At 41.1% G+C, this 23,823-nt stretch carries 25 protein-coding genes and 1 pseudogene; 7 read left to right on the top strand and 19 right to left on the bottom strand.

Annotated features, from left to right (window positions below; all coding sequences use genetic code 11):
- Window positions 1-50: 50 nt before the first annotated feature.
- On the top strand, window positions 51-968 hold the full coding sequence (locus RFW85_RS15940) for a LysR family transcriptional regulator (protein WP_019458888.1): 918 nt from the start codon (window positions 51-53) through the stop codon (window positions 966-968).
- A gap of 54 nt (window positions 969-1,022) precedes the next feature.
- Here RFW85_RS15940 and madM read toward each other — a convergent pair whose 3' ends face one another.
- From madM to RFW85_RS15995, 12 genes are all read right to left on the bottom strand, one after another.
- Window positions 1,023-1,784 (bottom strand): malonate transporter subunit MadM, encoded by a 762-nt coding sequence (madM, locus tag RFW85_RS15945; RefSeq protein ID WP_002133212.1) that lies wholly within the window; start codon window positions 1,782-1,784, stop codon window positions 1,023-1,025.
- Window positions 1,785-1,826: 42 nt separating this feature from the next.
- A complete protein-coding gene (gene madL / locus RFW85_RS15950; protein ID WP_170247803.1) occupies window positions 1,827-2,228 on the bottom strand; it encodes a malonate transporter subunit MadL in 402 nt (133 codons plus the stop codon).
- A 53-nt stretch (window positions 2,229-2,281) separates the two neighbouring features.
- A complete protein-coding gene (gene mdcH, locus RFW85_RS15955) occupies window positions 2,282-3,214 on the bottom strand; it encodes a malonate decarboxylase subunit epsilon (protein ID WP_170247804.1) in 933 nt (310 codons plus the stop codon).
- A 12-nt stretch (window positions 3,215-3,226) separates the two neighbouring features.
- The gene (locus tag RFW85_RS15960; protein ID WP_170247805.1) at window positions 3,227-3,835 is read right to left on the bottom strand and encodes a malonate decarboxylase holo-ACP synthase; all 609 of its coding nucleotides are present in this window, start codon (window positions 3,833-3,835) and stop codon (window positions 3,227-3,229) included.
- A complete protein-coding gene (mdcE, locus tag RFW85_RS15965; RefSeq protein ID WP_170247806.1) occupies window positions 3,826-4,653 on the bottom strand; it encodes a biotin-independent malonate decarboxylase subunit gamma in 828 nt (275 codons plus the stop codon). Before mdcE ends, RFW85_RS15960 begins: the two co-directional genes overlap by 10 nt.
- Window positions 4,650-5,501 (bottom strand): biotin-independent malonate decarboxylase subunit beta, encoded by an 852-nt coding sequence (locus RFW85_RS15970; RefSeq protein WP_170247807.1) that lies wholly within the window; start codon window positions 5,499-5,501, stop codon window positions 4,650-4,652. The genes mdcE and RFW85_RS15970 overlap by 4 nt, the downstream gene beginning before the upstream one ends.
- The gene (locus RFW85_RS15975; RefSeq protein WP_170247808.1) at window positions 5,494-5,793 is read right to left on the bottom strand and encodes a malonate decarboxylase subunit delta; all 300 of its coding nucleotides are present in this window, start codon (window positions 5,791-5,793) and stop codon (window positions 5,494-5,496) included. Before RFW85_RS15975 ends, RFW85_RS15970 begins: the two co-directional genes overlap by 8 nt.
- A gap of 2 nt (window positions 5,794-5,795) precedes the next feature.
- The gene (locus tag RFW85_RS20075; protein ID WP_375143868.1) at window positions 5,796-6,137 is read right to left on the bottom strand and encodes a triphosphoribosyl-dephospho-CoA synthase; all 342 of its coding nucleotides are present in this window, start codon (window positions 6,135-6,137) and stop codon (window positions 5,796-5,798) included.
- The gene (locus RFW85_RS15980; RefSeq protein WP_375143869.1) at window positions 6,100-6,681 is read right to left on the bottom strand and encodes a triphosphoribosyl-dephospho-CoA synthase; all 582 of its coding nucleotides are present in this window, start codon (window positions 6,679-6,681) and stop codon (window positions 6,100-6,102) included. Before RFW85_RS15980 ends, RFW85_RS20075 begins: the two co-directional genes overlap by 38 nt.
- Entirely contained in the window at window positions 6,681-8,360 is a 1,680-nt protein-coding gene (gene mdcA, locus RFW85_RS15985) for a malonate decarboxylase subunit alpha (RefSeq protein WP_170247810.1), read from the bottom strand. Before mdcA ends, RFW85_RS15980 begins: the two co-directional genes overlap by 1 nt.
- A 169-nt stretch (window positions 8,361-8,529) precedes the next feature.
- Complete coding sequence (locus RFW85_RS15990) at window positions 8,530-9,123, bottom strand: GNAT family N-acetyltransferase (RefSeq protein WP_170247811.1); 594 nt, start codon at window positions 9,121-9,123, stop codon at window positions 8,530-8,532.
- Between the two features lie 42 nt (window positions 9,124-9,165).
- Window positions 9,166-9,801, bottom strand: a complete 636-nt coding sequence (locus RFW85_RS15995) for an FMN-binding negative transcriptional regulator (protein WP_086266156.1) — start codon at window positions 9,799-9,801, stop codon at window positions 9,166-9,168.
- 115 nt (window positions 9,802-9,916) lie between these two features.
- On the opposite strand from RFW85_RS15995, the gene RFW85_RS16000 reads away from it, so the two are divergent.
- Entirely contained in the window at window positions 9,917-11,407 is a 1,491-nt protein-coding gene (locus RFW85_RS16000) for a PLP-dependent aminotransferase family protein (protein ID WP_309171675.1), read from the top strand.
- Between the two features lie 7 nt (window positions 11,408-11,414).
- Here the strand turns inward: RFW85_RS16000 and RFW85_RS16005 are convergent, their stop codons facing one another.
- Both RFW85_RS16005 and RFW85_RS16010 read right to left on the bottom strand, forming a co-directional pair.
- On the bottom strand, window positions 11,415-12,104 hold the full coding sequence (locus tag RFW85_RS16005; RefSeq protein WP_033850199.1) for an LrgB family protein: 690 nt from the start codon (window positions 12,102-12,104) through the stop codon (window positions 11,415-11,417).
- 11 nt (window positions 12,105-12,115) lie between these two features.
- Complete coding sequence (locus RFW85_RS16010) at window positions 12,116-12,547, bottom strand: CidA/LrgA family protein (protein ID WP_309171676.1); 432 nt, start codon at window positions 12,545-12,547, stop codon at window positions 12,116-12,118.
- A 110-nt stretch (window positions 12,548-12,657) separates the two neighbouring features.
- Between RFW85_RS16010 and RFW85_RS16015 the strand changes: the two genes are divergently transcribed.
- The 3 genes from RFW85_RS16015 (at window position 12,658) to yghU (ending at window position 15,203) form a co-directional block, all read left to right on the top strand.
- Window positions 12,658-13,563 carry a LysR family transcriptional regulator gene (locus RFW85_RS16015; RefSeq protein ID WP_170247813.1) on the top strand — a complete coding sequence of 302 codons (906 nt, stop codon included), beginning with the start codon at window positions 12,658-12,660 and terminating at the stop codon, window positions 13,561-13,563.
- A 120-nt stretch (window positions 13,564-13,683) separates the two neighbouring features.
- Window positions 13,684-14,310, top strand: coding sequence for a glutathione transferase (gene yfcF / locus RFW85_RS16020; protein ID WP_170247814.1), 627 nt, complete (start codon window positions 13,684-13,686; stop codon window positions 14,308-14,310).
- Between the two features lie 32 nt (window positions 14,311-14,342).
- Window positions 14,343-15,203, top strand: coding sequence for a glutathione-dependent disulfide-bond oxidoreductase (gene yghU, locus RFW85_RS16025; RefSeq protein WP_170247815.1), 861 nt, complete (start codon window positions 14,343-14,345; stop codon window positions 15,201-15,203).
- Window positions 15,204-15,241: 38 nt separating this feature from the next.
- On the opposite strand, the gene RFW85_RS16030 is transcribed toward yghU, so the two are convergent.
- Window positions 15,242-16,162 carry a LysR family transcriptional regulator gene (locus RFW85_RS16030; protein WP_170247816.1) on the bottom strand — a complete coding sequence of 307 codons (921 nt, stop codon included), beginning with the start codon at window positions 16,160-16,162 and terminating at the stop codon, window positions 15,242-15,244.
- Window positions 16,163-16,287: 125 nt separating this feature from the next.
- Here RFW85_RS16030 and RFW85_RS16035 point away from each other — a divergent pair.
- Window positions 16,288-17,024, top strand: a pseudogene (locus tag RFW85_RS16035) (SDR family oxidoreductase).
- An 89-nt stretch (window positions 17,025-17,113) separates the two neighbouring features.
- On the opposite strand, the gene RFW85_RS16040 reads toward RFW85_RS16035, so the two are convergent.
- Window positions 17,114-17,755 (bottom strand): LysE family translocator, encoded by a 642-nt coding sequence (locus tag RFW85_RS16040; RefSeq protein ID WP_170247818.1) that lies wholly within the window; start codon window positions 17,753-17,755, stop codon window positions 17,114-17,116.
- Between the two features lie 91 nt (window positions 17,756-17,846).
- On the opposite strand from RFW85_RS16040, the gene RFW85_RS16045 reads away from it, so the two are divergent.
- Window positions 17,847-18,785: a LysR family transcriptional regulator gene (locus RFW85_RS16045; RefSeq protein WP_170247819.1), complete on the top strand. Its 939-nt coding sequence runs from the start codon at window positions 17,847-17,849 to the stop codon at window positions 18,783-18,785.
- Between the two features lie 120 nt (window positions 18,786-18,905).
- On the opposite strand, the gene RFW85_RS16050 is transcribed toward RFW85_RS16045, so the two are convergent.
- From RFW85_RS16050 to RFW85_RS16060, 3 genes are all read right to left on the bottom strand, one after another.
- Window positions 18,906-19,190: a GNAT family N-acetyltransferase gene (locus RFW85_RS16050; RefSeq protein WP_005069864.1), complete on the bottom strand. Its 285-nt coding sequence runs from the start codon at window positions 19,188-19,190 to the stop codon at window positions 18,906-18,908.
- Window positions 19,191-19,332: 142 nt separating this feature from the next.
- Window positions 19,333-20,292, bottom strand: coding sequence for a response regulator transcription factor (locus RFW85_RS16055; RefSeq protein WP_170247824.1), 960 nt, complete (start codon window positions 20,290-20,292; stop codon window positions 19,333-19,335).
- Window positions 20,289-23,753 carry an ATP-binding protein gene (locus RFW85_RS16060; RefSeq protein WP_170247825.1) on the bottom strand — a complete coding sequence of 1,155 codons (3,465 nt, stop codon included), beginning with the start codon at window positions 23,751-23,753 and terminating at the stop codon, window positions 20,289-20,291. Before RFW85_RS16060 ends, RFW85_RS16055 begins: the two co-directional genes overlap by 4 nt.
- Window positions 23,754-23,823 lie beyond the last annotated feature (70 nt).

Raw genomic sequence — 23,823 nt, forward strand, 5'->3', positions numbered from 1 at the left:
TTTATAGCTCAAATCTATAGTGTTAAGGGAAACTGGTTCAAGGAATTAATATGGAAATTGATGAAGAACTCACCCTTAAAAAAATACAGATTTTTTTAGCTTTCATGCGCTGCGGAAATTTGTCTAAAACAGCCACAGAAATGCAGTTGAGCAATGTCAGTGTTCATAAAGCCTTACATTCTTTAGAAAGTGCTTTACGTTGCCCTCTTTTTAAAAATGAAGGCCGTAACCTCATTCCTTTAAAAAGTGCTTATGTCTTTGAAGAACGGGCACAGAAAATCGTACAAGACATTTTTATTACCGTAAATAAAACCAGAGAAGCAGCAGGTTTTGCAGCCAAGGTTTTACATCTAGGTTCTCTTTATTCTTTGACGGTAAACACCATTCCAAATGTGATTAGCGGCCTTAAACTCAGACGCAGTGAGCTTGATATTCAACTGTTGCTGAGTTCGAATCAGGATTTGGTGAAAAAGCTTAAAGCAACTGAGCTGGATGCAATTATCGTGGCTTTAAATGAAACCACTCAAGATGATGACTTTGAAATTTTGCCGATGTTTTCAGACGATATCTTTCTGGCAGTCAATAAAGATTCAAAATATGCCGATTTTAAAGATATTGATTTAAGCCTTTTAAAAGAAGAAACTTTTTTAACTTTAACTAAGGGTTTTGCAACTCATAACGACAGCGACATCATTTTTAAAAAAGCAGGTTTTTCACCAAAAGTTGCTTTACAGGTCAATGATATTTTTACCCTCATTAGTATGGTCAGCTCAGGTGTCGGTTTTGCTCTACTACCCGGTCGTATTTCTGCCGTCTATGAAAGTTCAGTAAAACTTATTCCACTAAAACAGCAATATCATATGCAACAAGAAATCGGTTTAGTCTTTCTAAAAAGTAAAGAACGCGACCCAAACTTACTTGCTCTGATTGCTGAATGTCGTATGTTCGCCACTAATTTTAAAAGATAAATATCGGCAACTTATTAAAGAATAATGAGTTGCCGTTATAGGATTTTCAAAAATTTATCCAAAAATCGCATTAACCGTTAAGAAAAATACAGAAGGTCCAAGTAAACAGCCAAGTCCTGTATAGAAGGTTGCAACCAAAGCGCCATAAGGTACAAGTCGTACATCAGTGCCAGCTAGGCCTGCTGCGGTGCCACTGGTTGTTCCAGCCAAACCACCAAAGACCATGGCAGAGCGCGGACTTTTTAGATACATAAATTTCGCAAGCAATGGCGTCCCTACCATAAAGAAAACTGACTTGATTAATCCAATTGCAATAGAAAGAGCAATCACATCAGAGCTTGCACCAATTGCGGTTCCTGTAATCGGACCAACAATATAAGTCATTGCACCTGCACCGATCGTTGTCATCGAAATTGGATCTCGATACCCCATGCCCCATGCGACCAGAACTCCAATTGCAAAAGGCACAACACAACCAAGCATTAATGCAATTAGACCAATTTTGCCTGCTTTCTTCACCTCTTTCACATCAACTTCAAATGCAGTTGAAGCGATAGCTAAATCACGAATCATGGCTCCGCCCAAGAGCGCAAAACCAGAAAAAATAGCGATGTCCGAAACACCTTTGGTTCCCTGCGTATAAACTCCTGCAAAGTAAGCAACAACCAAACCTAAAGTAATCGCGATTGCAGAGCTTTGTAATTTTCCCTTCGTCAAATATTTTGAGAGTAAATGGGAAACAAACATCATTAAACCCGTTACGGCAAGAGCAGTAACTAATGCATTTTTTGATAACACAGCAATTATAGCGTCCATCATTTAAATCCTTTTTGATTGAACTTCTTGTAGTTTTATTGCTTAGGCTATTTTTTCCTTAGATTCTATTGTCCATTCATAGGTTTCATAGTCACCACTAATTCTATTTAAATAACGGATGACTAAAACCGTACCGATTAACGATGCAATAGAGACAATCAGCCCTAACATGCCACCCGATAAAGCTGCAACGACATTTTGACCTGCCGACATCGCAACAACGATCGGAATATACATACCTGACCAATACAAAATGCCGAATTGTGTGACTTGAGGTAAGTAACCTTTTTTTGCCAGTAATTCTTTAGATAAGATCAACAGAATCATTGAAATAGCAACGCCACCGACATTCGCTTTAACACCTAATACCATGCCTAAGGTATTGCCAAGATAGTCGCCTAATAAATGGCAGATCGCTAATATTGCTGTTCCATATATAATCATTGTAAATCCCTCATATCCTTGGGTTATTACTCAATTTTTAATTTATATTGTAATTACAAAGAAGCGTTATTTTCATTTTGCATTGCTAACTGAATGCTGTCTAAACGTGTTCCCTGAAATGACAATACAGTTCCTTCTTTAAATATTCGACGTGCAAGTGTAGTAAGCACCGTTCCCGGTAAAGCTTCAATCTGCAACCTCACACCTCGCTCCCATGCAGCTTGGATGGTACTTTCCCAATCTACAGTTCGGCTCATATTAAAAGCCAAGTCATCACCAATCTGTTCTGGCCTGCTAAGCGTACGAGCCGTTGTACCACTTAAATAACGTATTTTAGGCTGCTTTAAAGTCACTCCCTCCATAGACGCTGCAAGTTGCTTTGCTTGCTGACTTAATAATTCACAGTGCGATGGCACCGATACATCTAATTTTTTTGCCACCACGCCTTGTTGCTTTGCCAAAACAGCAACTTGGTACATGGCTTCAAAGCTTCCTGAAATAACGATCTGGTTATGTGCATTAATATTTGCAACAAACACCTGTGGCGTTATTTCATAAATCTGTTTGACCCATACTTCTACTGCTGAACGATCTGCACCAATCAAGGCGGTCATACCATAGCCCACCGGATAGGCGTTTTGCATGAGTTCACCGCGATAGGCAACCAAACGAATAGCATCTTCATAGGATAAAACTCCCGCTACAACCGCCGCTGACCATGCACCGATTGATAAGCCCGCAACATAATCTGGTGTTAAGTTTTCCACACTTAATAGTGCAGAACTCACCACACCTGAAATCAGTAAACAAAGCTGTACTGCACGTGTCGATTGCAATGCAGCCGGACTATCTAGCATCAAGACATCTTCTTTGAGTGCATCCGATGCACGCTCAAGGTATTCTTTAACTAGAGCGGTTTGAGGTAAGTCGTGCAACATATTGCTTCGTTGCACACCTTGCCCCGGATATACCCAAATTGAAGCCATGATATCTATTCCCTAATTCCATGGGTTTTCTAATAAAACAGCACCATCAGAACGTTTCAATAGAACTTTTCCACTGTTCTCAGCCCATTCTTTTAATGCCAAACCACCTTGTGGTAGTTGCAGTTGTATATCCACATTAAGCGCTGCTTGCTGAAAATTTTCGAGTAGCTCAATTGCCAGCTTTTTGGCAAAAGATTGTTCAGCTCGAATCAACAGATCTATGTCACTTTGTTGGGTTACTGTTTTAATGCCAGTTGCCAGTTCAAACCCGAAACTTCCTGTATATCCCCAACATCCTGAAAATTTTTTCATAATGCTGGAAATGCTCTGTAAACGTTCTGCCAAGTGTGCAAACTGCTGCATATCTACATGAGTCAATTCTTCGGGTTTAAGCTGTCTGCTAATTGCAGATCGTGGCATTTGCGCTGCATATCGTTGATGACGAAATTGCCCCCTTATACCCACAGCCACCTGATCTTCAGGAGTAATTTCCCGTCGAACTACAACGGGATCACCGCGTAGTAACACCTCTTTCACCCAAAGCGGAGCATCATCAGCCAAGCAGTCGGCTGTCATGCCCCACAGCAAATCATGGGCTTCGAGATTAAGTTTCATGACCATTGCTCACGCAATAATTCACGAACCTTCTTAGACATCTGACGGTTTTGTCCGTGAAGTCTTTGTTCCAGTCCTCTAGACTGCTCAGCATTAATTTCTTTAAATGCTTGAGCAATCACCTGCTTCGCTAACAAAAGATCATCATTTGTCGGTTGTTCAGGGTTTTCAACAGATAACAGTTCAGATAACAAACCAAGCGTGGCATAACTTTCAATGTCATAAGCCATTGGCGGAATGCTTGAGGCCAATTGCTCTAACTCATCAACTGATCGCAAGGTAACGCGTGCAGCAGATTCCTTACCCATCGCATGCACCATAACACCTGAATCTTTTAAGGCAATAATACGATTGGCTTGATATCCATGCGCCAAGAAAGCACCCGACATCGATTTACCAACCAACAAGCTAACAATAGGATGGCCTGCTAATCTGGCTCTAGCATAGCTATCTACTGCACCCGCTAAAGCTTGATGAATGCCTAATAATTCTTCACGGCGCCCATAGGCCTGACTTGGAACATCAACCAGACATAAAATGCCGCGTTTAGTTTCTGCATTTGCATCGGCTTGAATCACCTCATCAACCGCTTTTGCTAAATTCCAGCCTTCTAAGAGTCCAACTTCGCCTTGTCTTGCCCGTGGGAACAGATTATTACTATCTTGCACAACTGCAATCACACGCACTGCTTGCTGATCAATCTGACCATCAGCTACCCAAACAGAAGCTTGAAAACCTTCAACTGTCTTAAAGCCTTGTGTCAGTGCTTTAAACCAATGTGCACCACGAGTAGATGCTTTTAATGTATCAACGGCGATATTCATGCTTGCTCTCCTTGATACAAAGCTTGAACTTGTGCTGGGGTAATTTGCTCACCAGTATCAACTTGTTGTAGCTTTTCTAAATAGAATGAGTAATTTGAACTACGATGCTGGTGAGGTACGCCTTGAGTTAAATAATCGATGACTTGCTGACGAATTTTCTGGCGATCATCGTCTACATAAGCATCTGCCAAACCACTAGTGAAGCGCTGATTACCACCAGTAATACTCCATATAAATGGACGATCTTTGGCGTTATATTCTTGAACACCAGCTTCTTGTTCAATTACTTGCGGGCCATTTAAGCCTAAACGCCCTTCTTGTGTCATTACAATATAGCTACATAGGCCAGCCGCAATTGACATACCGCCAAAGCACCCTACACTGCCTGCAACTACTGCAATCACAGGTTGATACTGACGTAAGTTCACAATTGCAGCCTGAATCTCAGCAATGGCTGCCAAACCCAGATTTGCTTCTTGTAAACGAACGCCACCCGTTTCTAAAAGTAAGATTGCTGCTGTTGGAATGCCTTTCAGGTTGTCTTCAACTGCAAGCTCTAAGGCTCCCGCAATTTTGGCACCGCCCACCTCGCCTAAACTTCCACCTTGAAATAAGCCTTCAATTGAAATTAAAACCACTGGGCGTTCTTGAATAGATCCTTTTGCAATCACTACACCATCATCGGCTTGTGGGACAATATTTTGCTGAACCAACCAAGGCGACATAACACGGGCAAATGGGTCGAGTAACTCTCGAAAAGTCCCTTCATCTAATAATGCTTTAGCACGCTCTCTGGCGCTGAGTTCAATAAAATCTTGTTTATTTAATAAACTTTGGATATCAGTCATGCGCAATCTCCTCTAATGCTTGTTCCAGACGTAAGCGCACGACACCGGGAGTTGCACCAAAGTCATGAATATCAATATTGACGGCAGGTGGTATTTGCGCAGTAAAAATTCGTTCAAAAACATTGTGCCAACGTGCTGCACTGCCATCTACCGAAGTCACTACATGAATAGAAGCTTTTCCAGTTTCACCAGGTTCCATCAAAATTTCTAAATCGCCAGAGCCGACACATCCTACCAACGCTTTTTTTACAGGTGGCTCTGTTGCAACAAATTCAAAATGAAGTGTTTCCATAATCAAAATCCCTCTTTATTTTTTAAAGATGACTGCTGAGCACGATCTATAAACAATGTTGTTGCCAACAAATCTGCGGCACCACCAGCGGAGGCTTTCATCCGAAGTAGATCAATCTCTAAAAGATGCAAAGCTCGGCGACCTTCTAAGCTTGAGCTGCCGCCCAAATCAAGTACTTGCTGAGCACCTTGTTGCATACGCTTTAAACCCGATGTTCCCGAGCGATAAAGCACACAGGTATCGGTCAGGTCAGTCATCATGGCAAGTAAGGCATCTAAGCGAGCGAACTCTTCTTTCATTGGTTTACTACGACTTTGGTAAAGCTGCTTTAACCCAAAATTCACAATAGTTGGAAAACCTTGTTGTGCCTGTTCTTTGGCACCTAAGATGCCTAATTTTTTCTGTAACTTGTTGGCCATGACTCAAAGCCTTCTTTGGAATAAAGCGATCTTCAAGCTGAGCAATCTGACCAGCTAAATGGCATAGCTCAACAGCCGATAAATATTGTTGATTCGTGCGTGCCAATGCTGCGGCCGTCACCATTAAACCCAAGGCCCAAATTGCACCGCGGTGTGTATTTACACCATTTGTTGCCAACATCATGGTCTTTTCACCTTGGCGACCGATTTCTCCAATGTGTTCACGCAAGGCTAAACAAACCTCACCATGATGTATGGCTGCTTGAGCCATTGCCTCAAACATAGGTTCTAAACTTTTTGCAGAGCGCTCCATTAATTCCAAAGTCAGGTCATCATGTGCGCCACTGCCACGCCGATCAACCAAAGCTGGTTTCGGTGTCAGATTAACTTCATCAATTAACGCTTCGACCGCTAAACTTGCCAAAATATGACTATCGCTGAGCGTTTGATATTTAACTTGTGCCATCATTACCAACTCCTGAATTTTGCAGGGGGTTGATATAAACCATCAGACCATGTCACCAAGTCGGCAATATTTTTAGCAGCTAAAAGTTCACGTGTGGCATCGGTACGGCGAATACCTAAATCTTCAGGAAATACCACCAAACCTTCACGTCTTAAACGTGCTGTTGTTTTCGGGTCTTGGCTTAAACCAATGCTAGTCACACCTGCCACCGCAGCAATCATGGCTTGGCGCTCTTCTTGGCTGCTTGCTTTATATAAATAAGCAATGCCTTCTTCGGTGAGTAAATGGGTGACATCATCACCATAAATCATGATCGGTGCTAAAGGCAGACCTGCTGTTTTAGCAACATCAATCGCATCAAGACGATCTACAAAAGTTGGCTTGCCACCCTCTTGGAAGGTTTCGACCATTTGCACCACCAGCTTTTTACCACGTGCCAAATAGGTTTCTGTTTCATTGGCACCTTGCAAGCGCATATCTAGCCATGCTGGCGTATCGTGACGACGTCCGCGTGGATCATGCCCCATATTTGGTGCCCCACCGAAACCAGCCAAACGACCTTTGGTGACAGTCGAAGAATGCCCCATGCCATCAACTTGCAAAGTTGCGCCAATAAATAGATCAACAGCGTATTGACCTGCAAGCTGACACATCATGCGGTTGGAACGTAAAGCGCCATCACGACCTGTAAAGAACACGTCGGGACGAGCTGCAACATATTTTTCCATACCGAGTTCAGTACCAAAACAATGCACGCTTTCAACCCATCCAGTTTCAATCGCTGGAATTAAGGTTGGATGCGGATTCAGAGTCCAGTTTCGGCAAATTTTTCCTTTTAAACCTAAAGACTCACCATAGGTCGGTAAAATCAGTTCAATTGCCGCAGTGTTAAAACCAATACCATGGTTTAACGATTGCACATTATGCTTTTCATAAATTCCGCGAATTGCCATCATCGCCATAAGCACATGCACTGGCTTGATGTGTTTCGGGTCACGAGTAAATAACGGTTCGATATAAAATGGCTGATCTGCCACCACCACATAATCAACCCAAGAAGCAGGAATATCGACACGTGGTAAATCTGAAACGTCATCGACCAGTTCATTGACCTGAACAATCACGATACCGTCACTAAAAGCAGCAGGTTCAATGAGTGCTGGAGAGTCTTCGGTGCTAGGGCCTGTATAGATATTGCCTTGGCGGTCCGCCATAAAACCCGCCGAGAGCACCACATTTGGAATTAGGTCGACCACCAAACGTGAATACAACTCGATATAGGTATGAATGGCACCAATCTCTAACAGGCCATCTTCAATTAACTGGCTAATACGTAAACTTTGCGGGCCAGCAAAAGAGAAATCGAGCTTGCGTGCAATACCTTTTTCAAATAGATCAAGATGTTCCGAACGCCCGACACTTGGCATAATCATATGTAAATCATGCAAAACATCTGGATTGGTTTGTGCCAAAGATCGAGATAAGAAATCTGCTTGCTTTTGGTTATTCCCTTCAAGTACGACTCTGTCACCCGGTGTAATCAAGGTTTCTAAGACTTTAATAATGTCTTGGGTTGGAATGACCACACCATCGGTATATTGGCTTGCCATCTCCAGTTTTAGCTGTTTGGCATGACGCCGCTTTGTCCATAATCGTTCTTTATTCTGAACTGATCCTTCCATGTGCTTACCTATATAGATCGCAGTTTTGTTCTGAATCTATAAAAGCGCTTTATGGAATTTTGATCAATCAACCTACATCGGTAGTTATTAACTTCAGGTTAATGATTGTCACAGCTTCTCTCTTCTGGCTAAGCCCAAAAAGAGAAAAACAGCTTGCTTAAAATTCCTTTTAACGTGGTTTATTCAACATCCATTCCAGATTTTGGCGAACCGCAGGCCACTCATGTTTTAAAATGCTATAAACATGGGTATCCCTCAAAATATCATCTTTCACAATTTGATGGCTTCTTAGCACACCATCGAGCTTTGCACCCAAGCGTACAATCGCGGCTTGACTTTGAACATTTAAAGAAGATGTGCGTAACTCAACAGCAATACAGTTTAAAGTCTCAAATGCGTGAGCGAGCAATAGCTTCTTACATTCAGTATTTACAGGCGTACGCTGTGCAGATTTGCGGTACCATGTCGAACCAATTTCTACACGGCGATGTGCTTCTTCAATATGCATTAGTGTTGTCATGCCCAACGCCCGTCCCGTTTTTCGATCTTCAATATAAAATGGCAGCATAGAGCCGGATTTTTGTAAACCAAGACGCCTTTCAATTTCAGCAGCCATTTGTTCAGGTCTTGGCACACGGGTATACCAAAGATTATAGAGCTCCCCATCGCAAACGGCCTCTGCCAGTAAGTCAGTTTGAGTTACATCTAGCGGCTTTAAAATAACGTGTTCACCCAATAACTCAACAGGTGTAGTCAAAGACATCTTTATCTCCTCAATTGATATTAAGCTTTTATATTTTCAAAATTATTTATTTAACTCAGCGACACTATACATAGCGTCCGCTATAGTTTGATGACCAGATTTCGATAGGCCATCTGCCGCGCCTAAAATGTCACGACGTTCTTTATTTTGCCCAAGTTTTGATTTTCCTTGCAGCTTGGTAATTTCAATTTCTATTCCCACAATCGCCTTTAACATTGGTTCAAGATAGTCCTTTGGTGCATCTGACATTTTCCATGGTTCAGGTTGAGATGCCTCATGAGTACGGGTTAAACGAGCCACCACGCCACGGACAAATCGCTCATCATCTCGAATCGTCACTTTGCCATATGCATGCACAACCCTATAGTTCCATGTCGGTACTTGTCTGTGCTGTTCATGTTTGGATGGGTACCAGTTTGGTGAAATATAAGCATCGCCCGCTTGAAACACGACGAGTACCTCATCTCCATTTTTAATGTCCTGCCAGACAGGATTAACTCTAGACACATGCGCATGTAGCACACCCAAGTTCTCTTCATTTACCAGCAATTCAAATGGAAGATGATTTGCATCTAAGCCATTACTTCCATGAGTAAAAAGCACACCAAATGGATATTCGGTAATAAGAGAATGTAATACATCCAAACGGTTTTCTGCATAATCATCGGGGATATACATGGCTCAAAACCTCACTGTAAATATCAGGGTTATTTATATTTTGTGTTGTAAATTTTCTGGTTTATGTGGTTTATTAAAAAGAACCACTTTGTATTTTTTTAAGTAGACCAGAATTATGGCCAGAATGGCAAAAGTTGTTGAACTTCCGTCTATTGCGAAGATTGATAAAAGACAAGGGAAGATAAGTGCTCAACTGACTCAAGCTTTACGTGAAGCTGTACAAAGTGGTGATTTACAGCCCGGCGATCCGTTGCCTTCTTCACGCGAACTGGCTCAAACACTTGGGGTCGCTCGCGGAACGATTATCGAAGCTTATGATCAGCTTTTAGCTGAAGGTGTGTTTGACTCTCAACCACGAACTGGCACTTATGTGTCTCATGCTTTGGTTAAAACATCTGTAATACAACATTCTTCAAAAGAAAATAAACCTAACTCGATCTCTTTGACCAAATCGGCACGTTCATATGCCAAAGTGCTTGATGAATTTAAGCCACTTCCCCATGTTCCTTTTGCGGTATCTGTCCCCGCTGGACGTACTCAACCAAGTGATATTTGGCGTAAATTTGGTAATAAATTTAGATCTCGGGGTGCAGGTGCTCCATCAGGTTATGGTGAACCTCAAGGGGTATTATCACTAAGAATTGCTATAGCAGACTATATACGACGGTCACGTTCTGTCCACTGCGAACCTGAACAAATTGTGATTACGCCCGGCATTCAACAATCACTTTATATTTGCAGCCAAATTTTATTTGAAGCAAAAGATGAAGTTTGGGTTGAAGATCCGGCTTATCGGGGGACAACGGCCATTTTTGAGCATGCTGTACAAAACATTCGGATGGTACGTGTTCCTGTCGATGAAGAAGGCATTCAGGTGGAAACTGGAATTAAGCTTTCTAAACATGCACGTGCCGCATTCGTGACACCATCTCACCAATATCCACTTGGCATGCCGATGAGTCTAGCAAGACGTACTGCTTTATTGGCTTGGGCAAAACAGCAAAATGCATGGATCATTGAAGATGACTATGACAGTGAACTCCGTTATAACGGTCAACCCTTCCCATCTTTACAAGGTATGGCACCCGACCAAGTGATTTATCTTGGAACTTTCAGCAAAGTTCTATTTCCATCACTTAGACTTGGTTATGCAGTATTGCCTAAAGAATTGGTAGCACCTTTTTGTGGGCTTAGAGTCTTAATTGATCGACACCCGCCTGCTGCTGACCAACACGTTTTGGCTACTTTTATTCAAGAGGGCTATTTAGAGCGGCATATTCGACGTACTCGAAATGTCTATGCAGAAGTTCGAGAATACATTATTGATCTGATTGAAAAATACATACCTCAAGAACTAGCTTGGTTACAGCCGGGCGATCAAGGCATGCATATGGTGTTATGGCTTGCTCAACATATTAATGATATTGACGTTGCAAGCTCGGCAGTCGATGCAGGTATTGCCATCAAAGCAATTTCACCGACATTTTCAAAAGAGCGGCGACGTTCGGGTTTAATTGTCGGCTTAGGCGATTTTGAACCCGAACTGATGAGGCAAGCCATAAAAAAATTATCAAGAATTATTCAACAACATGACAAATCAAGTTAGATAAAATCTACAACAGCAACCATAGATGAATCGCAAATGGCCCAATCAGTACCATTAAAATACCTGCAATGACCATGGTTAAACTGGCAATTACACCTTCTTCGCTATTGCGTTGCTGTGCTCTAACTGTACCAAAACCGTGGGCTGCATTTCCGAAGGCTGCCCCATTGGCCACATTAGAACGAATTTTAGTAATCGCTAAAATTGCATCACCACAAATCATACCGACCAAACCCGTAATGACAGTAAATAAAGAAACCAATGCTGCCGAACCGTGAATATCTTCCGCTAAAATCATGGCAAATGGTGTGGAAATAGAACGTGCCATCAAACTATTGGTCACTTCAGGGCTAAAGTGGAACCACTGCGCCATCTCATAGGCTGACATCACACCTACACTCATGCCCACAATAATTGCAATCGAAAGGACGCCAAGGTTTTTACGAATCGTTTCCCGATAACGATAAATCGGTACAGCGAAAGCAACTGTTGCAGGCCCTAATAAATTAACAATCCACTGCGTATCTTCTGCATAAGTTTGATAGGAAATTCCAAAAATCGTCATCAAAATAATGGTGAGTACAGGTACACTAATCGCGGGTGATAACCAAAGTTTTGGATTTTTCTGATAGATTCGCTTTGCCACAACATAGGCTGACAAAGTCCAGATCAGACAAAGAATTGACCAGATATTCATGTCATTTTCTCTTAGATATGCTTATGTTGAAGACGTTTTCGAGCCTGTAAATATGCCTTTAAACGATTGTAATAGTGAATAGTCAGACACGTACTGAGCATGACAGAAATGGTCCCAACCGCAATGCTCAACACAATTTGCCAGCCTTCGGTCATAAACAAAGTTTTATACTGAACAACGGCGACTACAACAGGCACGAAAAACAGCAACAGTTCACCTAAAACAACAGTTGCTCCCACTGCCACCTGATCCATTTTGATAATTTTAAAGAACAGGCATAAAAGCAATAAAAACATACCTAAAATGCCTGCCGATACAGGCACACCAAGTTTTTGATGTAAGAGATATCCGATCCACCAAAATCCAGCCAATATGAGAATTTGTTTAACTAACACGAACAGTGATGGTTGTGAGGGTGTTCCAGAAGCAGATTCAGTACTCATTTTTCGAAATTAAATGGTTAACTACACTATTATGCTAGCTTGGTTAAACCTGCTAAATATGAATTATTCATGTTAATATTATTCCAAAATGGAATAATCTATTCTTTATTATGCTTTCTCTAAAATCATTACAGTGCTTTGTTACTCTGGTTAAAACTAAAAGTTTTACCCGTACTGCTGAAGAGTTGTATCTGACTCAACCGACTATTAGTAAAATATTACAGCAGCTTGAAGAACAGCTCCAGGTCCAACTTTTGGTTAAACCCGATCACGGCCGTAAAAGACAAATTGAATTAACTGAAATTGGAGAGCGCATTTATCAACATGCGATTGAGCTTCTTCAGGCAGAACAGAACATCTTTCTTGAAATTGAAAACTATCAAGAATTAAAAACAGGAACTTTAAAACTCGGCGTTCCGCCTTTGGGTTCGCAGCTCCTAACCACTGCCCTATTTGATTATCATCAGCAATTACCAGATATTGAATTGGCTTTTATGGAGGTTGGTTCACGTGGTATTGAGCAAGCTTTGCTTAACAATGAACTAGACGTTGGCGTTTTATTGCAACCCTTTGATACCCAAATTTTCAATAGCATCGAGTTATGTAACTACCCTTTAATGGTCCTTTTACGGCGTGATGCAACTTGGGCAACCCGCAAAAAAATAAATCTAGAAGAACTACAACACCAATCATTTTTAATGTTTCCTGAAAATTTCTCTTTAAACAGTATTATCCTTGATGCATGTAAACAGCATGGTTTCTACCCAACCATTGCTTGCCGTACCAGCCAATGGCACCTTTTGGCAGATATGGTGTTACAACGAATGGGGATTGCGCTTCTCCCGAAATATTATACCGACATGCTTGACCCTAATTTATTTGCAGCAGTACCACTCGAAAAACCAAATATTCAATGGCACTTAGTCATGGCTTGGAAAAAGAATCTTCCTGTTTCACCAGCAGTACAAGCTTGGCTTAGTATTGTTCGTCAGCATTTTCAGCACATTAAGTCCTAACGTTGAAAACTGAAATGGCTTAATTCAAAAACTGATAAAGCTTTTCCACAAAAAAGCTACCCAATCTTGGATCAGCTCACTTAGACTAAATCCGATTGTTTTATGACATGGACAATAACAATGAATAATGAACATTTTATGCTGTACACAGATTCACAATTTCTAAGCCCCTATGCATTTACTGTTTTTGTCGGGCTACATGAAAAACAAATCCCATTTGAAATAGCGACCATCAACTTAGGCCAACAAGGCCAGTTTGAAAAATCTTATGTAGCAAAGTCATTAACTGCCAAAGTGCCTGTACTCGAGCATAATGATTTTGCCTTATCAGAATCCTCCGCCATTTTGGAATATTTAGAAGAGCTTTATCCAGACACATCTATTTATCCAAAAGATATTCAAGCACGCGCAAGAGCAAGACAAATTCAGGCATGGCTCAGATCGGACTTAGTTGCCATAAGAACTGAACGTCCAACCGATGTTATTTTTATTCAGCCCACGTCCACTCCACTTTCAGAAGAAGGCAAAAAAGCTGCGGAGAAACTTTTCTTTGTTGCAGAAAAACTTCTTGCGTCTGATGCCGAATTTCTTTTTGGTTCATGGAGCATTGTGGATGCTGAACTTGCCCTGATGTTGCAACGCCTTATCCAAAATGGTGATGCTGTACCAGAACGTTTAAAAAACTATGCATTAAAGCAATGGCAACGTCCGACTGTACAAAAATGGCTCGCCTTGCGAAATAACTAAGCCTTTTATTTACACCAAACACGAGATAAAAAATGAGTGATTCAACCTATATTCCTCCACAAGTTTGGCAATGGACTGGAGAAAAAACCGATTTAAACCAACCGACTTCAGGTGCGCGTTACGAGCATACACTTCCCGTCGGTAAACATCCGCTCCAGCTCTACTCTTTAGCAACGCCTAATGGCCAAAAAGTCACTATTTTGCTAGAAGAACTTTTAGCATTAGGACATCAAGATGCTGAATATGATGCATGGCTGATTAAAATTGGTGAAGGTCAGCAATTTGGCAGTGGCTTTGTAGAAATTAATCCAAACTCTAAAATTCCAGCATTGGTTGACCATAGCCAAAACCCGCCATTAAGAGTATTTGAATCTAGCTCAATTTTGCTTTACTTGGCTGAAAAGTTTAAAGCTTTCATTCCAACTGATATTGCTGCACGTACTGAATGCCTTAATTGGTTATTCTGGCAAATGGGCAGCGCACCTTACATAGGTGGCGGTTTTGGGCATTTTTATGCTTATGCACCCGTTAAAGTTGAATATGCAATTAACCGCTTTGCCTTGGAAACAAAACGCTTACTTGATGTGTTAGATCAGCATCTAGCAAAGCATGAATATTTGGCAGGTTCTGAATATTCGATTGCTGATATTGCAGCATTCCCTTGGTATGGTGGTCTTGTTAAAAACTGGGTGTATAACGGCGCGGAGTTTTTAGGTGTCGATCAATATAAAAATGTTCAACGTTGGGCAGATGCGATTTTAGCGCGCCCTGCGGTACAACGTGGTCGTATGGTCAACCGTACTTTTGGTGATTTAGCTACGCAGTTGCATGAACGCCATGATGCGAGTGATTTTGAGACCAAGACTCAAGATAAATTGCAGAATCAGTCTTAAAAAAAATCATTCAGTTTTTGACTTACCCGCAAGATATTTCATTTTTGCGGGTATTCAAAGTTGGCAAAATACCCAATATATAACTCACTCAGCCAAGCGACAAAAACTCGTACGCGTGGCGAGAGCTGCCGATGCTGCGGATATAAAGCAGAAACTGACATCTTCGGGATTTCCCATTCAGATAAAACCTCAACCAGTCGCCCATTTTTGAGCTCATTTGCCACATGGTAGCGCGGTACTTGAATTAAACCTGCCCCACGTAAAGCAGATAATACATAGTTTTCAGCGTCATTTACCGCAATCCAACTTTTCAAAAAATAATCTTGTTTTTTGCCATTCACCATTAATTCAAATGGATAATTCCGTCCGCCTGATGTCGAAAAGAAATTGACACAATAATGTGATAACAAATCTTCTGGTTGCTGTGGCGTTCCATGTTTATTTAAATAGTCAGGACTCGCGCAAATCACTTGTGGCATATCGACCAAATGTCTAGCAATTAAAGTGGAATCATCTAAACGGCCCGCTCTCACCACACAGTCTATCCCTTCCCTAATCAGATCAACCAAGCGGTCACCCGTACTAATTACAAGTTCAATGTCGGGGTATAACTGATGAAATTGATCGATATTGGGTAAAACAATTTTAGTCGCATGTGCGCCTGATAAATCGACACGTAGTAAACCTCGGGGCTGTGCAATTACATTACGTAAAGATGATTCGGCATCATCGAGTTCCGATAATATTTGTGTACAGCGTTCATAAAATGCCTGCCCATCTAGCGATGGCCTTACATGCCGAGTCGTCCGTTCTAGTAAACGGCACTGTAAGTTACTCTCTAACTTCTTAATGGCATTACTTGCTGTAGCGCGTGGGATATTTAGTTGATCAGCTGCCTGACTAAAACTACCCAGTTCTACGATGCGGGTATAAAGTTGCAAGGTATCAAATTTGTCCATGGTGCTCGCTTTTAACCCTATCCATTATTAATTTATATGGAATTATCTTATCCAATTCTGACGATTTATCCCATATTTCTATATTATTAAAATAAGCCATACCTACTCAAACAGGCAATTTAAAAATGAATATTTCAAGAAAAACAGCTCTGGTTACTGGTGCATCACGTGGTATTGGCCGTGCTATTGCAGAACGTTTAGCTCAAGATGGTTTTTATGTGATTGTTAATTATGCTGGCAATAAAGTGCATGCCCAAGCCACTGTAGAACATATTATTGAGCAAGGTGGTCAGCCTTAGCTATTCAAGCGGACGTTGCAAATGAACATGAGGTGAGCCGTTTATTTCAAGAGGCAAAGGCCATTAACGGTCAAGTAGATGTGGTAGTTCATAGTGCCGGTATTATGCCTATGGCAAAAATTACACCTGAAGGCCTGCCAGATTTCGACAAAGTGATTCATACCAATTTACGTGGTGCGTTTTTAATATTGGCGCATGCGGCCAAAACAGTGCCAGATGGTGGTCGGATTATTACGCTTTCAACCAGTGTAATTGCCAAATCTTTTCCGGCATATGGTCCTTATATTGCTTCAAAAGCAGGTGTCGAAGGTTTAGTACATGTGTTAGCAAATGAGTTACGTGGACGAAATATTACAGTAAATGCTGTTGCACCCAGCCCGACAGGTACTGACCTTTTTTATAATGGAAAAACTGATGAGCAAGTAGCAGCTATCGCAAAACTTGCTCCATTGGAACGAATCGGAACACCTGAAGTAATTGCTGGCGTAGTGGCCATGCTGGCTGGTCCAGATGGGAGCTGGGTAAATTCTCAAGTCATTCGGGTAAATGGTGGATTTGCTTAATTTCTATATTTTAGAAAGTCTAAGTTTGGAATATATAAAATATATTTCAAACTTATCAAATGAATGTGATGAGAACGTATCAAGTTAAATTAAACAAACAACCCCCAAATCAATCTCAATGCAATTCCAATTAATAAAACTCCCATTACCCGTTCAAAATAAACCCCAAACTCCAAAAAACGTTTCCGTACAATAGGCTGTGCAAACAGCACACTCACTATCATAAACCAGATGGCATTGACCATACACATCCACACCCCATAAAAGACCTGAACTTTCATCGGTGTGGTCGTACTTACAATCGTCGTAAAAATTGCCAGAAAAAAGATAGTGGCTTTGGGGTTTAGCGCATTCGTCAGAAAACCCATCGTAAAGGCTTTAAATAAACTCGGCGTGTCACTGTCTGCTTGACCATTAATCTCAATATTGTTGGTATTCGGCTGGCTGTGTAAACACTGCCATCCTAAATACAGCAAGTAGGATGCTCCCGCTGTTCTAATCAGTGACATGAGCCATTCACTTTGTTGAATCAAAAAACCAATGCCAACAAGCGTATAAAACACATGCACCGAAATCCCGACGCCAATACCAATTGCGGTCAAACATCCAATCAAATAACCATAACGTACACTTTGTCTTACCGTAATCACAAAATCTGGTCCCGGTAAAATCACCGCCATAAAGTGAATAAGAGCTAGCGTTAAAAACTCATGTCCATACAACTGCCACATAACAATTTAGTTTCCTGAAAATCACCTAAAAGATTGTATTGCGATTTTTTAGACGCGATAATCCAATTAAAATCTAAATAACTTTTGCCTCATGAGCACAAATCAAAATCTGGTTCTGTTAAATGAAATGGCGACTTTCGTTAAGGTTGTCGAGTCGGAAAGCTTTTCTGAAACTGCCCGCCAGCTTGGTACAACACCTTCTGCTGTGAGCCGCGCGATTGCTCGTTTAGAACGTGCTTTAGGCACCCGCTTACTCTATCGGACTACACGGAAACTTCGTTTAAGTGAAAGTGGACAACAGGTCTATCAACGCTGTTTAGACATGGTGAATGCTGCGCAAGCAGTCATGGAAAGTTCAGGCCAATTTCATGTCGAGCCAGAAGGTATTATTCGCATGAGTGTTCCAAAAGCTGTGGGACATTTTATGATTCATCCGCATTTACCCGAATTTTTAGAACGCTACCCGAAAATTGATATTCAAATGCTTTTAGAAGATCGTTATGTAGATCTCATTGATGATGGAGTCGATTTAGCACTTCGGATTACAGAGCAACCACCGGGTGGCCTTATGGGCCGAAAGCTGATTGATATTGATCACTTGGTTTGTGCTACACCTGAGTATTTGGCCAAGTATGGTACACCAAACCATCCTCATGATTTAAAGCAGCATGAATGTATTTACTTAGGTGAACAAGCCAGTGACTCAAAATGGAAATTTCAGCAAGGAAATAAATCGATAAGTGTTGCTGTGCGTGGTCGTTATGCAGCAAACCATACGGGTGTGCGTTTGAGTGCTGCATTACAGCATTTAGGTATTGCGAGCTTGCCGTACTTCGTTGCACGCCATGCTCTACAACAAGGTACCTTAGTTCAGGTTTTACCAGACTGGGATTTTAAAACCTATTATAGCGGTGGGCTGTGGTTACTTTACCCACCAACACGGCATGTCCCGCCTAAATTAAGTGTGTTGATTCAATATTTAGCAGATAAACTAGCAGCAGAACCAACGTTATTAAAAGCATTTGTGTAGTTAACTTAGTTAAAATTATCTGCAAATCCTAAAGTTATCTTATAAATCACAATTTCATAACATCCAATAAAAATCGGACACCAACGCCCGATTTTTCTTAAATAATTTTTAATCTACTGCTTATTTTCTAAGTACATCGCCAATGCTTGGGTCTTTATCAAAAACCGATTTAGCATATGGGCAAAGCGGAATCACCTTTACGTCTTTTTCACGAACAAAAGCCACCAAAGCATCCAGTAATTGGCGACCTACGCCTTGTCCCCGATAATTTTCATTTACATCTGTAGCATCAATAATCAGCATGCCTTCGCCTGCCCATGTATAAGTCATTTCACCTGCAACAGTTTCACCATCAAGTAAGCTAAAGCTGCCGTGTTTTGCATCATCTTTTTGTTGAATATTCACAATGAATTCCTCATATTATGGCTCAAATTTATTTAAAAATGACTTTATATATCTTTATCTATAAGAACAAATTTAAGTGTAAAAAAATAGACTATTTTTAGCAGTGAGTCTGTATGCTTTTTAAATACAATCATCACTTAAATTAGTGAAACTCTTGCACCAAACTATTAATGTGCGCCACGGCAGCAGTTCGATTTTCAACGCAAAGTTTTTCAAAAATATGTTCTAAATGCTTGTTCACGGTCCGTGGGCTAAGCTCCAATATTTCTGCAATATCTTTATTGGTTTTCCCTAACAACAACCAATGCATGACTTCTGCCTCACGTTGAGTCAACTGTGGGCAATATTTCAAAATATCAGCCATTTCCAAAGCCGGCGTAGAAGTCTTAATCTGTATCAGATAATTTTTTGCCACACTTTGCTCACTTTCCCACGGTGTAAGCAATAAAAGCTGTAATTGCTGGGATGGCGTTGAATAAGAACAGCTGGTTAATTTTTTAGGGTCTTTTTCATGTACTAAATCTGAAAACCAAGCTTTTAAGCCTGCTTCAAAGCCCTCTAATTCAGGTAAATATTGATTCAGTAAATCACTGGCTTTTTGGGTTTTCCAAACAATTTTACCTTGAACATCTAGCGCAAGAATGGCTGTTTCCGTCGCATCAATCACCTGTTTTTGTTGCTGCAATAGTTTGGCATGTGCCAAATGTGTTTTTACCCTTGCTAGTACTTCTTCAATATTCAAAGGCTTGGTTACATAGTCCACCCCGCCGACCTGGAAACCTCGCACTATATGCTCTGTTTCCGACAAGCCTGTCATAAAAATGACGGGAATAAACTGGGTAATTGGGCTCGCTTTAAGCTGTATACAACTTTCAAAACCATCCATATGTGGCATATTGCCATCAAGCAAAATCATATCTGGTAAGCATCGGTGTGCTATTTCAATAGCACTTAACCCATCGGTTGTGACAAGTACGCGATAACCTGCCTGATCCAGACTTTCATGTAGCAAGCCTAAATTTTCTGGCACATCATCCACAATCAGAATAACAGCTTGCTCATTTGGTGAAGCTTGCTGAAAAGAAACTTGTTGCGTACTCATTGCTTATCCTGAATTAATCGTTGCGCGTGTTTTAAATCAAACTTTTGAATCGCCTGTTCAAGCTGTTCCCATAACTCGTTATGCTCTGGAAAATTTTGACGGCATTGCGTTAAAGTCTGTTGAATTCCACGGATATAACCTTGTCCAATCAAATCATTTAATTGCTGCAAGCTTTGCGGTAAATCGAGTAGCTCATTATCTTCTGGCTGTTTAATTGGTGCATGAACAGTGGTTTGCTCTTGCTTATATATATTTAGATCAAGTGTTTGAACTTCATTATTTTCAAGGTGTGCATCTGATTTGGAATCAATCCATATCAAACCCAACTTATCTCCAATTTTACTCAGCAACAAATTAAGATCGATTGGTTTTAACATAAAGTCTTCACTTAAGACGGCGTCTTGTGGATTGACTTCACGCTCGCCTGCATTCGCTGAAATAATTAAGATCGGCACATTGGTAATATTATTCTGACGCAATAATCGCGCAGTTTCCCAACCGCCCATCAAAGGCATATTTAAATCCATCAAGATCAGATTAGGTTGGAAAATAGGTACACGTCTTAAACAATCAATGCCCGACTCGGCCTCTTCAATCATAAATCCCAAAGGTTTGAGAAAATTAGCAACTAAACCTCGGTCCACCGCTTCATTATCGACAACCAAAATTCGTTTACGCTCGCCCTGATAACCCGTAATTTGGTTGGAATAAACATTAGAAATTGGATGAACCACTTCTTTTGAAGGTAAATAAAACTTAATCTTAAACTGTGAACCCTGATTGAGCTGACTAGTCACAGCTAGCTGGCCACCAAGTAAATCGACTAATAATTTTACAATGGGTAGGCCTAGCCCTGTTCCGGTAAATCCGCCTTGAACCACATTGCTACCCCGTTCAAACGGGTTAAAGATTCGCTCTAAATCTGCCTCGGCAATACCACAGCCCGTATCTCTAATTTCAAAATATGCTGTTTGAAATCGGTACTCGACTTTCAAAGTAATTGTGCCGCTCGTTGTAAACTTTAAAGCATTGCCTAGTAAGTTAATAAGTATCTGTTCTAAGCGTTTTTTGTCGGTACGAACATAGTGCGGCAGGTTATCTCCAATTTCATAAACAAACTGTAAATTCTTCTGTTCAAACTGTGGCTGAAACATTTGAATAATTTGTTCAATAAAATTTGGGAAATGAACGTCCACTACATTTAAAGAAATCTTGCCTGTTTCAATTCGCGCTAAATCTAGTAAACCGTCAATCAGTGAAGTTAAATGCTGCCCACTACGGCTAATCACACCGAGCGCCATTTTGCCTTGTTCTGAGAGCTGCTCTTGTTTTTGGAGTAATTGGCTATAGCCTAAAATACTATTTAGAGGCGTTCTTAGTTCGTGACTAATGCCAATGACATAACGGCTTTTTGCATCATTTGCCCGTTCTGCTGAAATTCTGGCATCTTGCAGGTCTTTTGAAGTGACTTCATGGGCAGCAATTTCATCAATCAATAATGCAGTTTGCTGATGCGTTTCGATTTCGGCATTACGACGACTTTCATCGTTTAACACTAACCACCATGCAGCAACACTCATTAATAAAAATAAAATGGTGTAGATTTTGACAAACAGTGTAAATAACTGAGGAACGGCTGCAGCATTAATGGTTTCTAAATAGGTTTTTTCTTGGATATAAACCAGACTTAAACTCACTGCCAAAACAATAGACAGCCCTAGAGTCAGCAATAGATACAAACTGACCCTGCTATTTAAACGGCTAGCCCAACGTTCTGGTAAATAGTGCCAGATGGCTTTTTTGAGCTGTACTGACCAACGTGCATCGGGTTTACATAAATCGTGACAGCGTGCTTCAAGTGAACAGCATAGAGAGCAAATCGTACCGTTATAGGCTGGGCAACCCGCCATATCAGCAAGCTCATAATCCCGTTCACACACGACACAGTTAGCAACCGAAGTCGCCTGAATTTTTTCAGGCTGGCGTGCAATGTAATATTTGCCTTTAGTTAGGTAAGCAATAATAGGAACGCATAACACCGCACTCCCCAAAGCAATGAAACTTGCTAAACCTTTCGCCATGAGACCGAAAAAGCCCAAATAGCTCAGCATCGATAACACTGAAGCGATGAGTAACGCGCCTACACCTACGGGATTGATGTCATATAAATAAGCACGGCGAAATTCAATTCCCTTTGGGCTTAAGCCTAAAGGCTTACAGATAATTAAATCGGCAACAACGGCACCAATCCATGCCAAAGCGATATTGCTATATAGTCCCAAAATGCGTTCAACTGCATGGCTAATGCCCATTTCCATCAAAACAATGGCAATAAAAACGTTAAAAAGAAGCCAGACAATTCGCCCCGGATGGCTATGAGTTAAGCGCGCAAAAAAGTTTGACCATGCCAGTGAGCCAGCGTAGGCATTAGTCATATTAATTTTAATTTGCGCCAAGCAAACCAGTGCTAAAGTCAATATTAACGCTAGCTGAGGGTTTGGAATAAATTGTTGATAGGCAACCCAATATAAATAAGTCGGATTATCTAGTTCAGAGACAGGAATAAACAACTGAAAAGCTAACACCATCAGCAGCATGCCCATCAAAACTTTTAGAAATCCAAAAATAATCCAAGATGGACCACCTAGAAAAACGGCAAAACGCCATGCGGTTCTGTTCTTTTCTTTTTGCGGTAAGAAGCGTAAATAGTCAGCTTGCTCACCAATTTGGATCACAAATGAAAAAATAAGAGTGCACGCCGCACCAAAGTAATACAGATTAAAATCAGTCGAGTTTGAAACCGCACCAACAAAATGCAGACTACTACTTAAAATTTGTGGCTGTTTCCAAAGTACAAAAAACCACGGTAATAACAGCAATAAGAGCCAGATGGGTTGTGTGATTGCCTGAACTTTATTAATAAAACCAATGCCTTTAACTACTAAAGGCAAAATCACTAAGGCAGAAATTAAGTAACCAATAACTTGCGGAATACCTAAAGCAAGCTCAAGTGCCATCGCCATAATTGCGGCTTCAAACGCAAGCAAAATAAAGGTAAAGCTCGCATAAATCAGAGATGTAATGGTTGAGCCAATGTAGCCAAAACCTGCACCACGAGTAAGCAAATCGACGTCTACATTATATTTTGCAGCGTAGTAACTAATCGGCCAACTGGTTAAAAATATGATGGTACATACGACTACTGCTGCCCATACTGCATTACTAAAGCCATACTGCCAAAGCATGGTCGCCCCAATGGCTTCCATCGCCAAAAAGCTAACGGTCGAAATTGCGGTGTTGGTCACAGTCCAAGGTGACCATTTACGTACAGAGGTGGGTGCATAGCGGAGCGCATAATCTTCGATACTTTCATCTGCCACCCAAATATTATATTCACGGCGTGTTTTGATCACACGTTGTGGCGCTTGTTGGGGGCGTGAAGAATCTAGCATAACACTCATGTTTTGGATAGGGCTGCATTAACCCCAGCAATCCTTATGCCAAAAGTCAATTATCATGGTGATTTTCTCG

It is taken from the genome of Acinetobacter sp. 12966 (genome assembly GCF_031196995.1).
Classification (GTDB): Bacteria; Pseudomonadota; Gammaproteobacteria; order Pseudomonadales; family Moraxellaceae; genus Acinetobacter; species Acinetobacter geminorum.